The sequence below is a fragment of the Streptomyces sp. GL_140 genome (assembly GCF_057834465.1).
The window spans coordinates 177219-190171 of the sequence record NZ_CM174404.1 but is presented as its reverse complement, the minus strand read 5'-3'; the positions used below and the strand labels follow the sequence as shown (position 1 = coordinate 190171).

At 67.3% G+C, this 12953-nt stretch carries 14 protein-coding genes; 7 read left to right on the top strand and 7 right to left on the bottom strand.

Annotated features, from left to right (window positions below; translation table 11 throughout):
* Window positions 1–262: 262 nt before the first annotated feature.
* Window positions 263–1264: a thiamine pyrophosphate-dependent enzyme gene (locus tag AC3IYJ_RS00980; RefSeq protein ID WP_489399422.1), complete on the bottom strand. Its 1002-nt coding sequence runs from the start codon at window positions 1262–1264 to the stop codon at window positions 263–265.
* A gap of 42 nt (window positions 1265–1306) precedes the next feature.
* Entirely contained in the window at window positions 1307–2005 is a 699-nt protein-coding gene (locus AC3IYJ_RS00975) for a thiamine pyrophosphate-binding protein (protein WP_489399421.1), read from the bottom strand.
* A 336-nt stretch (window positions 2006–2341) separates the two neighbouring features.
* Between AC3IYJ_RS00975 and AC3IYJ_RS00970 the strand changes: the two genes are divergently transcribed.
* A complete protein-coding gene (locus AC3IYJ_RS00970) occupies window positions 2342–2767 on the top strand; it encodes an IS3 family transposase (protein WP_489399420.1) in 426 nt (141 codons plus the stop codon).
* Between the two features lie 104 nt (window positions 2768–2871).
* Here AC3IYJ_RS00970 and AC3IYJ_RS00965 read toward each other — a convergent pair whose 3' ends face one another.
* Both AC3IYJ_RS00965 and AC3IYJ_RS00960 read right to left on the bottom strand, forming a co-directional pair.
* Complete coding sequence (locus AC3IYJ_RS00965; RefSeq protein WP_489399419.1) at window positions 2872–3825, bottom strand: hypothetical protein; 954 nt, start codon at window positions 3823–3825, stop codon at window positions 2872–2874.
* Window positions 3825–4211 carry a hypothetical protein gene (locus AC3IYJ_RS00960; RefSeq protein WP_489399418.1) on the bottom strand — a complete coding sequence of 129 codons (387 nt, stop codon included), beginning with the start codon at window positions 4209–4211 and terminating at the stop codon, window positions 3825–3827. The genes AC3IYJ_RS00965 and AC3IYJ_RS00960 overlap by 1 nt, the downstream gene beginning before the upstream one ends.
* 99 nt (window positions 4212–4310) lie before the next feature.
* On the opposite strand from AC3IYJ_RS00960, the gene AC3IYJ_RS00955 reads away from it, so the two are divergent.
* On the top strand, window positions 4311–7169 hold the full coding sequence (locus tag AC3IYJ_RS00955; protein ID WP_489399417.1) for a CHAT domain-containing protein: 2859 nt from the start codon (window positions 4311–4313) through the stop codon (window positions 7167–7169).
* Here AC3IYJ_RS00955 and AC3IYJ_RS00950 read toward each other — a convergent pair.
* Together AC3IYJ_RS00950 and AC3IYJ_RS00945 are read right to left on the bottom strand one after the other, a co-directional pair.
* On the bottom strand, window positions 7148–7516 hold the full coding sequence (locus AC3IYJ_RS00950) for an IS3 family transposase (protein WP_489399416.1): 369 nt from the start codon (window positions 7514–7516) through the stop codon (window positions 7148–7150). The two genes, AC3IYJ_RS00955 and AC3IYJ_RS00950, sit on opposite strands and share 22 nt — an antisense overlap.
* Entirely contained in the window at window positions 7513–7767 is a 255-nt protein-coding gene (locus AC3IYJ_RS00945; RefSeq protein ID WP_489399415.1) for a hypothetical protein, read from the bottom strand. The genes AC3IYJ_RS00950 and AC3IYJ_RS00945 overlap by 4 nt, the downstream gene beginning before the upstream one ends.
* 501 nt (window positions 7768–8268) lie before the next feature.
* On the opposite strand from AC3IYJ_RS00945, the gene AC3IYJ_RS00940 reads away from it, so the two are divergent.
* The 4 genes from AC3IYJ_RS00940 to AC3IYJ_RS00925 all read left to right on the top strand — a co-directional run bounded on the left by AC3IYJ_RS00940 (window position 8269) and on the right by AC3IYJ_RS00925 (window position 11118).
* The gene (locus AC3IYJ_RS00940) at window positions 8269–8949 is read left to right on the top strand and encodes a hypothetical protein (protein WP_489399414.1); all 681 of its coding nucleotides are present in this window, start codon (window positions 8269–8271) and stop codon (window positions 8947–8949) included.
* Entirely contained in the window at window positions 8946–9755 is an 810-nt protein-coding gene (locus AC3IYJ_RS00935; RefSeq protein WP_489399413.1) for a Tn3 family transposase, read from the top strand. The genes AC3IYJ_RS00940 and AC3IYJ_RS00935 overlap by 4 nt, the downstream gene beginning before the upstream one ends.
* Window positions 9756–9820: 65 nt before the next feature.
* Window positions 9821–10612, top strand: coding sequence for a transporter substrate-binding domain-containing protein (locus AC3IYJ_RS00930; protein WP_489399412.1), 792 nt, complete (start codon window positions 9821–9823; stop codon window positions 10610–10612).
* A gap of 227 nt (window positions 10613–10839) precedes the next feature.
* Window positions 10840–11118, top strand: coding sequence for a hypothetical protein (locus AC3IYJ_RS00925; RefSeq protein ID WP_489399411.1), 279 nt, complete (start codon window positions 10840–10842; stop codon window positions 11116–11118).
* A gap of 221 nt (window positions 11119–11339) precedes the next feature.
* Here AC3IYJ_RS00925 and AC3IYJ_RS00920 read toward each other — a convergent pair whose 3' ends face one another.
* A complete protein-coding gene (locus AC3IYJ_RS00920; protein WP_489399410.1) occupies window positions 11340–11600 on the bottom strand; it encodes a DUF6225 family protein in 261 nt (86 codons plus the stop codon).
* Between the two features lie 375 nt (window positions 11601–11975).
* Between AC3IYJ_RS00920 and AC3IYJ_RS00915 the strand changes: the two genes are divergently transcribed.
* Entirely contained in the window at window positions 11976–12791 is an 816-nt protein-coding gene (locus tag AC3IYJ_RS00915) for a hypothetical protein (protein WP_489399409.1), read from the top strand.
* Window positions 12792–12953 lie beyond the last annotated feature (162 nt).

Here is a 12953-nt window from a genome sequence, read left to right as displayed (position 1 = left end):
CCGGACCGGCAGCAGGCTTCACCGTCCAAGGGCGCGGGGCGTACGCGGTGACTGTGGCGGCCTTCCCACCCGCACGCCGCGGGCGCGGTGTCTGCCTCCGGGTGCCGACGGACCGCATACGGGCGCGGATGGGCCGGCCGCGCCTCGAGGCCGCGACCGGATCAGCGTCGAGGGCGGGCTGCTACTCCCCAGTGGAGTGCTGGTGCCGTCGTAGACCAGCCAGCCGCGGAACCCTTCCAGCGGATCAATGTCGGAGCGGACCTCACACATGCCGTTTCCCCTCCGGAAGGTGATCAATGACCGACCGGAAGTACTGGACGCGTGGGTTGCGGCCGAGTCGTTGCGCTGTGTCAACGGGGACAGAAACCAGCACGGATGTTCCGCCTGGGACGCGACAGTCGGCCAGGATCGCGTCGAGGTTCGATAGGTCGGGGGCCAGTCGCCATGCACGCCAGCCGGCCGCGCGGGCCGTGGTGACGAAGTCTAGTCGAGGGAGCGCGCTGTGGTATCGCTCAACAGGGACATCCGGTACGACCAGGGAGTAGCCCTGTTCGATGATTCCGAAGCCGCCGTTATCGATGATGAACAGGTTGACTCCCAGGTCGGCGACGTCAGCCAGCGTGCCGCCGTAGAGCCGGAAGCAGCCGTCGCCGGAGAAGCAGAACACGTCCCGGTCCGGGGCGGCGATCCGGGCACCGACGGCATGCCCGAACGCGCTGCCCATGGTGGATGGCTGGTGGGCGCTGAAGACCTGGGCGTGCGGGCTGGGTCGCTGGGTAACGAATTGGCGATCCTTATAGGTCAGGCACACGTCGTCGAACACCAGAGTGCCTGGCCGCCAGGTGTCGTGAAGGGCGAGTAGAAGCCCGGCAAGATCCACCGTGTCCGGATCGCGCTGCTCAGGCGCCCGGAGATCGTTCAGCTGGTCCGGCGCAAACGGTGAAATCAGTGAAGGCGAGGGCTGCCGCTCCAGGTGCGGCAGCAAGGCCGTAAGCATGTCGCCGAGGTGGCAAAGAACGCGCCGGTAGGTCCCTGCGCAACGGTGGGCGAACCCACCACCCCGGCTACCGTAAGGGCGTTCCCAGCCGGTGAAATGCATCACCGCACCCGCACCGACCGGCTCCAAGCCCAATACGTACTCACCTGGATCGAGCCCGAGCGCGATCACGACGTCGTCGGAGCCGAGGTCACGCCACAGTTCCAGCGCCCGGTCATTACCGCCGAACGAGACGCAGCCGTACGAGTACGGGCTGCTCGCGGACACCGCGGAAGCACCGTTCTGCGACCACACCGTGGCAGCCCCCAGTCATGCCGCCAGGCGTTCGGTGAGCACGGCAACGCCGGTGTGTCGCGCTGCTTCCTCGCCCACGAACAGTACGACCCGGCGGCCCGCGACCAGGGACCGCAGCTCGTGGGCCAGGCTCTCCGGAGCGGGCATCGGCGGGTCCCCACGGACGACTTCTGCCAGGGGCAGGTCGTCGGCTGCCTGCGCGGTGAGGGCCTCCGGGGTGACGGCCAGGGCGACGGGGCGCGACACAGCCAGAAATCCGCGCGCCTGCTCCAGTCGGTCGTTGATGTCGCGGACGTCTTCGATCAGCAGACACGCGTCGCCGAGCTCGGCGCGGAGCTGGGCGACGATGCCCATGCCCTCGGGCGTCGTGTCCTGGAGCGGGGAAAGGCCGCTGGCGCTGAGCGAGTTTATTCCCACGACGTACACGGCAGGCACGTTGTGCATCTTCGCGTCGCTGATCCCGCACGAGGCCAGCTTCGTGGCAGCGCCGGTTGTGGTGAGCACAGCCGCAACTTGACCCGTGGCCAAGTAGTGGCCGATCGGTAGAAATCCGGCGACGAACTCACTGACCGTGAACAGATGAGGCTCCGTTCCCTGGGCGCGGAACGGTTCGAGCTTCGTCGTGAGATTGACAATGCTGCCCCCAGTGACCCCCGCATAACAAGTCACGCCCATGTCCCGGAGCAGAGAAATGATCCGCTCGCTACCCTCCATGACACTCCTCAATCCCCGGTCGCAAGGCGTCCGCGATGCACACACCTTCAGCCACTCCATCGGTGCGAACAATGAGGGCCTGTGCCACTCCAGTCTCAATCTGCCCTGGTGCAGAACTCGCCATGACAACCTCCCTTTCCGTTGCGTTGCCACAACCAGGCGACCCGCGGCCTCCCATAACCTTCATATGTCGGGCTCTGCCGTTTCACCCTCGCCCGGCCGACTGAACGGCTCTGTCACGTTTTCAGTGGCGAGGAACTGGGTGCGGGCGGCTAGGGCGAGCCGGCCTGGGGGCGGCGTGCCGAGGGGCCGACCGAGCCGCCCGCGCCATTGGAGGTGGAGAACGCAGCTCTGCGGAAGAAGATCCGGGAGCTGGAGGAAGAACGCGAGATTCTTCGGAAAGCGGCGAAGTATTTCGCCGGGGGAGACGTGCTGGTGAACCGCTTCCAGTTCGTCGTCGACCACCAGCGCCGTCACGGCGTGAAGCGGCTGTGCGACATCCTGGGCGTCGCCCGATCCGGCTTCTACTACTGGCGCCGGACGGCCGCGGAGCGGGCAGGCCGGCAAGCGGCAGATGACCGCCTCGCCGACCGGATGCGGGCCGTGCACCGGGAATCGGACAGCACCTACGGGGCCCCGCGGATCAGCGCCGAGCTCCGTGAGGGCAGTGGGGAGGCGGTCAAGCACAAACGTGTCGCCAGGACCATGCGGGCGTCCGGAATCCAAGACCGCCAAAAGATCACCAACAGGCACCCGCCATGATCACCGCCCACGGCAGCCCGTGTACAGCTTTCACGGAACCCGCGCCCGAGCCGGCATTTCATGGCCGCTGACAATTTCACCGGTTCACTGGAAACACCCAGACCTCACGGTGAAACATCGAGGTCAGGGTCCAATACCGGGAGGTTCGACTCTAGTAGGTCGTTGAGTGTGCCGCCGACATCTTGTGACAGTGGTCCGCTGTGCTCTATTCCCAGGGACCTGAGCAGTTCCATGGTGCGGAGCCGGACCGTCGCTTCGATGAGTTGGGCGTAGTCTTCCGCGGCGGCGCGCGCCCGGCCCCGAGCGGTCAGGACGAGCAGGAGGCTGATACCTGCCGCAGGCCACCAGATGGCGGCCAGCGGTGCGTACAGGAGGGACCACGCGGCCAGGGCGGTGGAGGCGGTGAGTTCCCGGCGGGTGCTGGACAGCTCGGCACGGTCGGCGTCGGGGAGGGTGAGCCACAGATGGGGCCACAGGACAGCGAGGTCCATGTGGTGGTCGCGGCGGACGCGGGTGGTGGTGGCACGGACCCGGTCGCCCACCCACGTTGGCCGGGAGGGACGTTCCAGCGCGATCTGCTCCAGGGAGCGGCGCGCCTCGTGGAGGGCTTCGGGGTCGTACGGCCTTCGCAGTGCCGCCGCACGGGCGGCCGCCCTTCGGTGCCCGTCGAGGACTTGCCGGGCAGCGTCCCAACGTCGGCGTCGAGCGGCCACTTGGGTGCCGGCGAAGTATCGCAGCGGATTGGGCCAGGTGTCCCAGTCCGCGGCGAGCACGAGGCGTTCGATGCCGGCGCCCAGCGTGCGGGCGGTGATGCCGACGGCGGCTGAGGCCGCGAGTGCTCCCGCGAGCAGGACGACCTGCCCGCCGAACGAGCGGATCGCCGGAGCGCCGGCCCAGGCGGTGAGTTGGTGGGTCAGTCGAGCGAGGTCGAACGTGTGGGCTTGACCGAGGATGTGGGCAGCCTGGGCGACTGCCAGGTAGAGGGCGCCCGGCAGAGCCAGCAGGGTGAGCCAGCGTTCGACGAGCTGTTCGCCCAGCCGGGCCAGGAACTCCGGCATCAGCCGATCACGTCCCGGCGCAGGGGCTCGCCGCTGACCTCGCACCGCGGAGTCATGCCCGAGGCGGGGAAGGCGAATCGGGCACAGGGGTAGTGCGTTCCCTGCGGGCACAGGAGCACCGGCTCCTGGCGTGCGTACCGGTCGGAGCCGGCCAGGTCGGCGATGCCTCGCGATCGGCCGAAGACGCCCAAGGCATCGCCGGCGATGCGCAGCGCCCGGTGCAGGTCGGTCAAGGACCGGCGCGGGTCTCCGCCGGCCCGCAGCACGCTGATGACGGCGTCGAGCGGGTCCGAGCCCGGCCCGGAGGTCAGGACTTCGCGAAGCTGGAGTTGATGCCGGCACACGTACTCCACAGCGTCAGCGATCTCTGCGGTCGACCGTTCCACTGCCCCCACACCGTCCCGTCTGTTCCTCGAACCACCCACCCCTGCGGCGGGTGCGATCGTATGCTGAGCCGCATCGGGGCGGGAAGTACTGGAGAAGCTGTGGAATCACTCGAAGTGGTCATGGCCTGTATCAGTGAGGTCGCCGAGACCGAGAGCGTCGACCCAGTGTTCGGGCGCGGTGCGCTCAAACACGCCCGGCGCTTGGCGGCGAGCCTGGACACCCATCCCGACCGAGGCCTGGCGCGGTATCTCCTGGGGTGGTTCCACTGGTATCGCGCCCAGGGGCTTCCCGAGGGTCAGGACGAGGAGGATCTGGAACTCGCGCGGGACTTCCTCCTCCACCACTTCATCGTCGACGGTTCCGGGGTAATTCCGGATCCTCTGGCGACGACCATCGCCTTCATGGCGGTGCCGAGCGCGCTTGCACACCACCGCCGCACCCTGCTCGCGCCCGACAAGTTGTCTGTGGAGGTGGCAGTCCGGCTGTGGACGGGCATCGTCGAGGCACTGGAAGCGGACGACTCCATGAGGGCGCTCTGCTTGATCAGTCTCAGCACGATGCTGCAGATCCGGAGCAGGTTGGGGGGCGGTATCGAGGACGTGGACGAGGCTGTCCGCCTGGGCCGCGAGGCGGTCGCGCTCAGTCCTGGCACGGCCATGGCCGGGGCACTGTCCACGCTCGCGACCGCGTTGCGCGACAGGTACGGCTTCGCGCGTGCCATCGGCGATCTGGACGAAGCCGTTGAGACGGGTCGGCGGACGATCGAGACCGCTCACCCGGACGAGGAGGACATGCCCGGATATCTGTCGAACCTGTGCACGATATTGATCCTCCGTCACGGCCACACCGCCGACTCGGCGGACTTGGACGATGCGATCCGGCTCGGCCGCCGAGCCGTCGCCCTCACCGGGGACGGCAACCCCGATCTTGCCGCACGGTTGTCGAACCTCAGCCTCGCACTCCAGAACCGCTTCGCGGGGACCACGGCCTCCGCGGGCCTTGACGAGGCCGTCAAGGCCGGCCGGCGTTCGGTCGCCGCCACCCCCGAAAACCACCGCGAGTGGACCACCCGGCTGTCGGTCCTCGGAACGGCGCTGCGCCACCGCTGCGAAGCCGACGGCGACATCGCGGACGGCGACGAGGCGGTCCGCGTCTCGGCCAGGGTCCTGGAGGCCACCGTCGAAAGCGACGCGGCATGGGCGACGAACCACCAGAATCTGGGTCTCGCGCTGGTGGCCCGGTACAAACTGTCCGGCGATCTCGACGACGCGTTCCAAGCCGCGGACTCGTTCGCCGCCGCGGTGGCGGCCCCGACCGCCCCGCCGCACCACCGAATCAAGTTCGCCGGCAGTGCGGCCAGGTTGCTCGCCCTGATCGATCCGTCCCGGGCAGCCGACATCCTGGAACAGGCCGTGCGTCTGCTGCCCGAGGTCGCACCGCGCCGCCTCGTACGCTCCGACCAGCAGTACGCGCTCGTCGCCGTCGCCGGACTGGCCGGAGATGCCGCGGCCCTGGCGCTGGACGACACCTCGGCCCAGCCGGACCGGCGTGCCCAGCGCGCCCTGTCCCTGCTGGAGAGTGGGCGCACGATCATGATCGGGCAACTCCTCGACGGCCGCGGCAGTCTGGACGGCCTGCCCCGCGACCTCGCCACCCGGTTCACCTCACTGCGGGAAGCACTCGAAAGAAGCCAGGGCGCCGATCCGTTGTCCGCCCTCCTGCCCGGTGGGGAGGGATCCAACGACGATCGGGTCGACCTGGCCCGTGAAATGGCCGCCACTCTCGCCGAGATCCGCGCGCAGAACGGTTTCACCTCGTTTGGACTACCGCCCGGCCTCGAGGAGCTCCTGCCCGAAGCCGCCCACGGCCCCGTGGTCACCATCAATGTCGCAGAGCGCCGCAGCGACGCACTCCTGCTCACCACCGCCGGCGTCGCGGCCCTTCCGCTCCCCGGCCTGAACCCCGGGACGCTCACCGCCCGGATCGAAGCCTTCCACGCGGCACTGAAGGCGACCACCGATCCCGATCAGGACCGGGCGGCCGCCCAGACTGTGCTGACCGGGACGCTGGAATGGCTGTGGGAGACCGTCGCCGAACCAGTCCTCAACGAACTGGGATACCGCGCGGCCTCCCCGGACGGCTCCGCGCTCCCTCGTATGTCGTGGGCCCCCGGCGGGCTGCTGAGTCTGCTGCCGCTGCACGCCGCCGGCCGCTACGACGAGCGGGGCGTCCGTGACGGGCAGTCGATCATGGACCGTGTCGTCTTCTCCTACACACCGACGATCCGGGCCCTGAGCCACACCCGCAAGCGCCAGATGACGCCGCCCGACCGTCAGAGCTCGCTGATCGTCTCCATGCCGACCACGCCGGGACTGCCCGGACTCGCGCCGCTCGCCCACGTTCCCGCCGAGGTCAAGATGCTGACCTCGCGACTGCCGGACCCGGTAGTGCTGACCGGGTCCACGGACACCGCCCCGACCCGAGACCGGGTCCTGGAAGAGTTGTCCCGACACGCGATCGCGCACTTCGCCTGCCACGGTGCGAACGACCCCGCCGACCCATCCCGGAGCCGGCTGATCCTGCACGACCACCAGCAGTTCCCCTTCACCGTCGCCGCCTTGGCGCCGATCGACCTCCGCCAGGCGCGACTCGCCTACCTGTCCGCCTGCGAGACGGCGCTGAACACCGCCACCGGACTGCTCGACGAGGCGATCCATCTGACCTCGGCCTTCCAAGTGGCCGGCTACTCCCACGTAGTCGGCACGCTGTGGGCCATCGACGACGAGGTCTCCACCGAGATCGCCGAGGACTTCTACACCAGGTTGCGCGCCGCCCGCCCCGACGGGATCGATTTCACGGCGGCCGCGCAGGCGTTGAATAGCGCGATCCGGACCCAGCGGGATCGCTTTCCCCGGACGCCATCACTGTGGGCGGCTCACATCCACGTCGGCCCGTGACGACCGCCTCTGGTCCGTGGTCTGTAGAACATCTCGATGTATCGGACGATCGCCCGGTGAGCATGTGCGCGTGTGGGGAGGGAGGTTCGGTGCGCGAGCTCGTTCTTCAGGGCGACGAAGAACGATTCGGCCATAGCATTGTCCCGGAAGACCCCGGTACGGCCGACTGATGCCCTGAGTCCCAACGAACCAAGTTTCCACCGGAGTTCCCGAGAAGTGTATTGACTGCCGCGATCCGAGTGAAAAACATGCAGCCGTCGGCGAGGCGGGTGTTCCGTGCCGCTATATCGACCGCGTCCGATATGAGCGAGGTATTTCATGTGGTCGGCCATCGCCCAGCCGATCACAGCCCTGGTGTGGCAGTCAATAACCGTCGCGAGATAGATGAACCCCCGGCCCAGGTGTGGATGTACGTGATTTCGTTGACCAGTTTGCGGCCGGGTGCATCTGCAGTGAAGTCGCGGGTCATCAGGTCGGCTGTGGACGGTGCCGTGTTGTCGGTGACCGTGGTCAGCCGCCAGGGCCGTGGCCGGTACGGCACCAGGCTCAGCTCGCGCATTAGGGCGCGGACCAGCTCCGGCGCGGCCCGCACGTTCATCCTCGTCAGGCGGCGTGGACACGCCGATAGCGCGCTTCCTCGTCGGCATGCTCCTGCCTGTACCGGCTGACCCAGGTACCCAGAGTTCCCTCGTTCACCTGGACTTCTCGTGCGACCTAGGCTATCGGCCGGGACTCCACGACCACCATCTTCACTGCCTCGTCCCTGAATTCGGGACTGAACTTCCCACGCTTTGGTGCCACGTGCTCTCTCCGCCTTTCCGGACTTCGATCCGATCGGGGACCCCTGTCCGAGAACTTCGAGGCGGCTCGGGACGTTTGGCCCTGTCGGCGTCGGTCAGTTTCTTGATTGGCTCTTTGCGGTTGAAGGATGGCTGGTCGGGAGGAGATGGGTGTGGCGTCAATGGAGCGGAACCGCGCACCTGCGGTTCTAGCGGTTGGCGTCGGAACGCGAGCTCGCGGACTTCTACACCTTGAATTCGGACGGGACTGCGTGGGTTCAGGGCTGCGCACGGCTGGGATTTTTCCCGCTGCTGGAGATGTGCCACTCACGGTGCGGGCACGTGTACAGGCTGGCCTGGAGTTGTCGGGATCCTCCACTCTGGACCGGCTGGCCGCGAAGATCGGCACCCGGGTGAACGGGGAGATGCGCGGGCATCGTTTCCGGATGGGCGAGGCGGCCCCGGCCCGGATGAGGAGTCTCAAGGAGGTCGCCGACGGGAAGCAGCGCAACGCGGCCGATGTACCGAAGGAGCCGGGACGGCGGGCGACGCGGTTGCGTTTATCTGAGCACGCCCTGCGCATGGAGCGCCTCGCGGGGCTGGGCGATGCCGGCTGGTGGGTGGGCAAAGTACCGCTGTCGAGGTTTGCGTCGCTGGCTGCGCAGGCGCGGGTGTTGTCGGTCGGCGAGAAGATGAAGGATCTAGCGGAGCTGAAGCGGACCGCCATGCTCGTCTGCCCACTCGTGGAGGTGCGCACTCGGGCCCGGGATGAGTTCGTGACGACGCTGTGCACGCGGATGGCGCAACATCTGAAGCGGGCAGGGGTGGAGTTGGCGGAGACCGGCAAGCGGCAAGCTGCAAAAGGGATGACCGAGCAGCTGATCATTGCCTATCGCGGTGTCCTGGCCGCGCTGCGCGACCCTGCCGGAGACGGCCATGATGGCACCGTTGGGGCGGAGTCCTGCGACGACGGCCTCGGCAGAAGAGGGCGCGAGAGGTGATCGAGCTGGTGGATCTGTTCGATGCCCACCTCGCCGGCATCGAGGCTCTGGCCGCGCATCGCGGGAACAACTGGATCCCGCTGGCGGAACGCTTCTTACGGGTGGACCGGCCGACCCTGTTCGAACTCGTCGACCAGGCCGCGGTTCACATGCGCGGCGCGGTCTCGGCACACGAGTTCGGGGCGATCGTCAAGCGGCACTTCACCCCGAGGTACCTGAGCCGTACCCGTGCGGGTGTCATCGACGCCTCCATGCTGCTGGACGTCGTCACTGTCTGGGGCGACGGTTCCGTGGCGGCGGTGGATGGCACGATGATGGACACCGTCATCGACAATCTTCTCGCCGCCACGTTTATCCGGTACGACGGATACGGCGGGATCGCCCATAGCCCTGTCGCCGACACCTGCATCGCGCACTTCGCAGGATGTGTGCCCTGCGATGTCTGGGAAGCCGTCCACCTGATCGACTCACTCCTCACCAACGAATCCAGTGGCAAGCCCGGCCCAGTCCACGCGGACGCGCAGGGCAGGTTGTTCCCAATGCTCGGACTCGCCGACATGCCCGGCATCGATCTGCTGCCACGGATCCGGAACAACCTCTCGCGCAGGAACCGGGATCTACCGCGCGTTCAAGGAACTCGCCCGCGCCGTGCGCACCATCGTGCTCCTGCGCTACCTCTCCGACCTCGCGCGGGAACAGGTCACCCGGGCCCGCAAGGCCGAGGCCTACGACGGCTTCACCACCGACCGCCTCCACGTCCTACCCACCGCCTTCGACCCGGCCTCAGTCTCGTGGACGGCCAGTGACGCTGCCATGGCCGATCCTTTAGGTTAAATGTCCAATTCACCCCTACGTAAGGAGTGTCCGCCCCATGGCTGCCCTCAAATTTCTGTCCCGTTCGGTTGTCGTCTCGTCCGTTCTGGCCGTCGCCGGCACGGTTGGCGCGGCGGCGCCCGCACATAGTTCACAAGCCGAAGATCCGCAATCGCAGCTGAAAGTCTGCACCACAGGTGATTACATGCCCCTGACCTACCGAGACAAGCGAAGCGGGGAGTACAGCGGCTTCGACATCGACATGGCCAGGAGCCTATCCGAGCACCTGGGACGCAAGGCCCAATTCGTGCAGACGAGTTGGCCGACTCTGATGCAGGATCTGCTCACCCCGGGGAAGTGCGACATCACCATGGGCGGCGTGTCTGCAACGGCCGCCCGACGGGAGAAGGCCGACCTGACCGCCGCGTATCTTTTCGACGGCAAGGCCCCGGTCGTCAGGTCGGGTGAGGAGAGTAAGTATCAGACGCTCGACCAGATCGACCGGAAGGACGTCCGCGTCATCGTGAACCCTGGCGGTACCAATGAGCAGTTCGTAAAGGACCACCTCCCGCACGCGACCGTCATCACCTGGCCGGACAATGTGACCATTTTCGACGAGATCAAGTCGGGACATGCGGATGTGATGATCACGGATGCTCTGGAAGGGAGGTACCAAGCCAAAACCCACCCCGAACTGACAGCCGTGAACCCAGACAGGCCTTTCACCAGGTCTGAGAAGGTGTACATGCTTCCTAAAGGAAGTCCCCTCACTTCACGAACCAACTCATGGCTCACTGAGATAAACAAGGACGGTACCTTCGACGAGCTCTACACCAAGTGGCTGAAGTGACAGGCTGACCATCAACGGTTCCGGGGCTGCCGCCCTTTCGGGTTGGGCACCTTGAGCGTCCCCGGTGTCGACCGGGGTCTGAGTGCGGATGCGCCCCATGCGCCCCTCTTTCACCAGCACATGCCGTGTCACAGAGCGCACGGCGCGTCGTCTACGCCTACGGTCGGAAATGACAGCTGGTGGATCGGGTCGGAAGGTGACGGGCTATGCGGGTGGCAAGGCGTGCGGTGAAGGTTGTGGGGGCGTGTGCGGCGGCCGCGGTTCTGGCACTGGCAGCCCCCGGTACGGCCCAGGCGGCCCAGGGGGTGCTGCTCATCGACGGCGCGGCGCACGGCGATCCGAGCGGCTGTTTCCCGCTGGGGGACTTCGCCCCGTCGGAGGTGATGAACTACACGGACAGTACGGCCTGGGTGTGGTCCGGACCGAACTGCGACGGCCGGGTGACACACCCGGTCCTCCCCGGCCGGACCGCCATCGGGCACGGCCTGAGCCTCTACATCGAGTAGGCCCACCCAGCCCAGCTCAGCGCCGGGAGCGTCCACGCGGACGATGATTCGGCCGAGTTCGCCGCCGTCAACCGCACCCCACGGCATCCCTGCGTCGAGTCCACCTGGGTGGACTCGACGCAGGTGGGGAGGCCAGCACTGCGTTCACTGCTCGCCGGGATCCGGGCTCCAGGGTGGCGGCTTTCCGCCGCTCCACTCGATTGGTCCCGGCTGTGTCGGGTTCAGTCCATGTCGAGGTAGTAGACGCCTGCTTTGGCGTCGGCGAACAGCGTGAACTGGACCTGTGGCGGGACGCTGCTGTCCTCGCTGTCCAGTTCTACGGGTTCGGCGTTGACGAGGATGAATTCGCCGTACCCGTCGAAGTTGCCCGGTTCGTCGGCGACGCCGATGTGGATGGGGGTGTCGTCGGCGACTTCGGTGAGCGCGGTACGCAGGCGTCCCGCGGTCCAGATGTGCGGGGCGTGCTCGAAAGTGTCAGCCATGATCCGAGGCTAGATCCGGGAGCGGACGGTTCCCAGCATGGCGCGCCGGGGTTCGCTGAGCCGCCCGGCCGCTCCTGGCGCGGTGGGCTGCCGGGTTTGCCGGCCCCCGTCGGGCGGTTCGCGGACCATCCCAGGGTTGGGACCGGGCCGTAGCGGCACCACCCGGGAGCCGAACTACGGCGTCGGCCAGCCGACCGCCGGCTCGTCGTCCAACGGGCACTTGAGCTGCCTGACCGCCCGAACAGGCCCAGACCCGACTCAGCCGTCGATCGGCGGCACGGTCCGAGGGGCGATCGCACTCCAGCCGACCTGGCCTGTGGCGCGTCTCCGCACGCGTGCGACCATGCTGTTCGCCGACATGGCAAGGAGGGGTGGATGGCTGGCGTATGGGTGGCGGTCTGTCTGCCGGCCGAGGCCGCGGACGACATCGAAAGGGCGCTTGCAGAGGCCCTCGCGCCTTTCTACCTGGACACGGAAGACAATCCAATCGGCCGCGGCATGTGGGATAAATACTGCATCCAGGGCGGGAGTAATGGCATGGGTTTCGCCGTTGCCCCCGGACACATGAACGATCCGAGGCTCATCCACGACGACCCCAGATACGACGGCGCGCCCCGCCCCAGCGCTCCGGGCGTCTGCGCCGGAGGACCGCGTGCCCTGCTCGATTTCTCGCAGCCGCACCTTGTCTCCGAGCGTGCGGTCGCCGCGTCCTGGGACCTGTGGCACAGGCTGTCCGCCGTACACCCTCCGGCGATTCCTCTCGCGGTCTTCGTGGACCGTTGGCGGAACGATCCGGACGCATTCCCCGGTGACCGGTGGGGAGACGAGATGCTCGCCGCTTACCGGGCCCAGCCGCTGATTGGAGCCTACCTCGACCATCCCTTCAGTCTCGACATGGGGCATCTGGGCTTCTTGGGCCCTCACGATCCCCAGGAGCGCCCTGTCATCAGCTACGACGGAAGCCGTGCCGCGTACATCCGTGATCTTGCTTCGCCGAACCCGCGGGATACGGACGTGCTCACGTTGGACGGTTGGTGGTTGGAGGGCGGCACCAAAGCCGTCCACGCCTCCTGCGAGCCTGACCTTTGCCCTCACGACCCTCCGAAGCCCGCCGTATGGCCGGGCAGCGAGGCGTACCTTGCGGACCTTCCCGGCAGCACAATCCTCGTCCGGCTTCACTGCCATGCCTGACGTCACTCACGGTGCATGTTTGATGTCGGTGATCTTCGGTGTGCAGTATTCGAAGGTCGCGCAATGATCCGGTCAGCCAGGCTACTGACGGGGGTGGCACGGGAGCACCCCCATCGGCTACAAGTCGGGCACTCCGCACAGCCCGTAACTGGATGCTGTCCG

What these genes read in the sequence shown, in the direction of transcription:
- AC3IYJ_RS00975 (WP_489399421.1), bottom strand. Translation starts at nt 2,005, where the DNA reads ATGGAGGGTAGCGAGCGGATCATTTCTCTGCTCCGGGACATGGGCGTG.
- AC3IYJ_RS00930 (WP_489399412.1), top strand. Translation starts at nt 9,821, where the DNA reads ATGGCTGCCCTCAAATTTCTGTCCCGTTCGGTTGTCGTCTCGTCCGTT.
- AC3IYJ_RS00945 (WP_489399415.1), bottom strand. Translation starts at nt 7,767, where the DNA reads ATGAACGTGCGGGCCGCGCCGGAGCTGGTCCGCGCCCTAATGCGCGAG.
- AC3IYJ_RS00920 (WP_489399410.1), bottom strand. Translation starts at nt 11,600, where the DNA reads ATGGCTGACACTTTCGAGCACGCCCCGCACATCTGGACCGCGGGACGC.
- AC3IYJ_RS00965 (WP_489399419.1), bottom strand. Translation starts at nt 3,825, where the DNA reads ATGCCGGAGTTCCTGGCCCGGCTGGGCGAACAGCTCGTCGAACGCTGG.
- AC3IYJ_RS00915 (WP_489399409.1), top strand. Translation starts at nt 11,976, where the DNA reads ATGGCTGGCGTATGGGTGGCGGTCTGTCTGCCGGCCGAGGCCGCGGAC.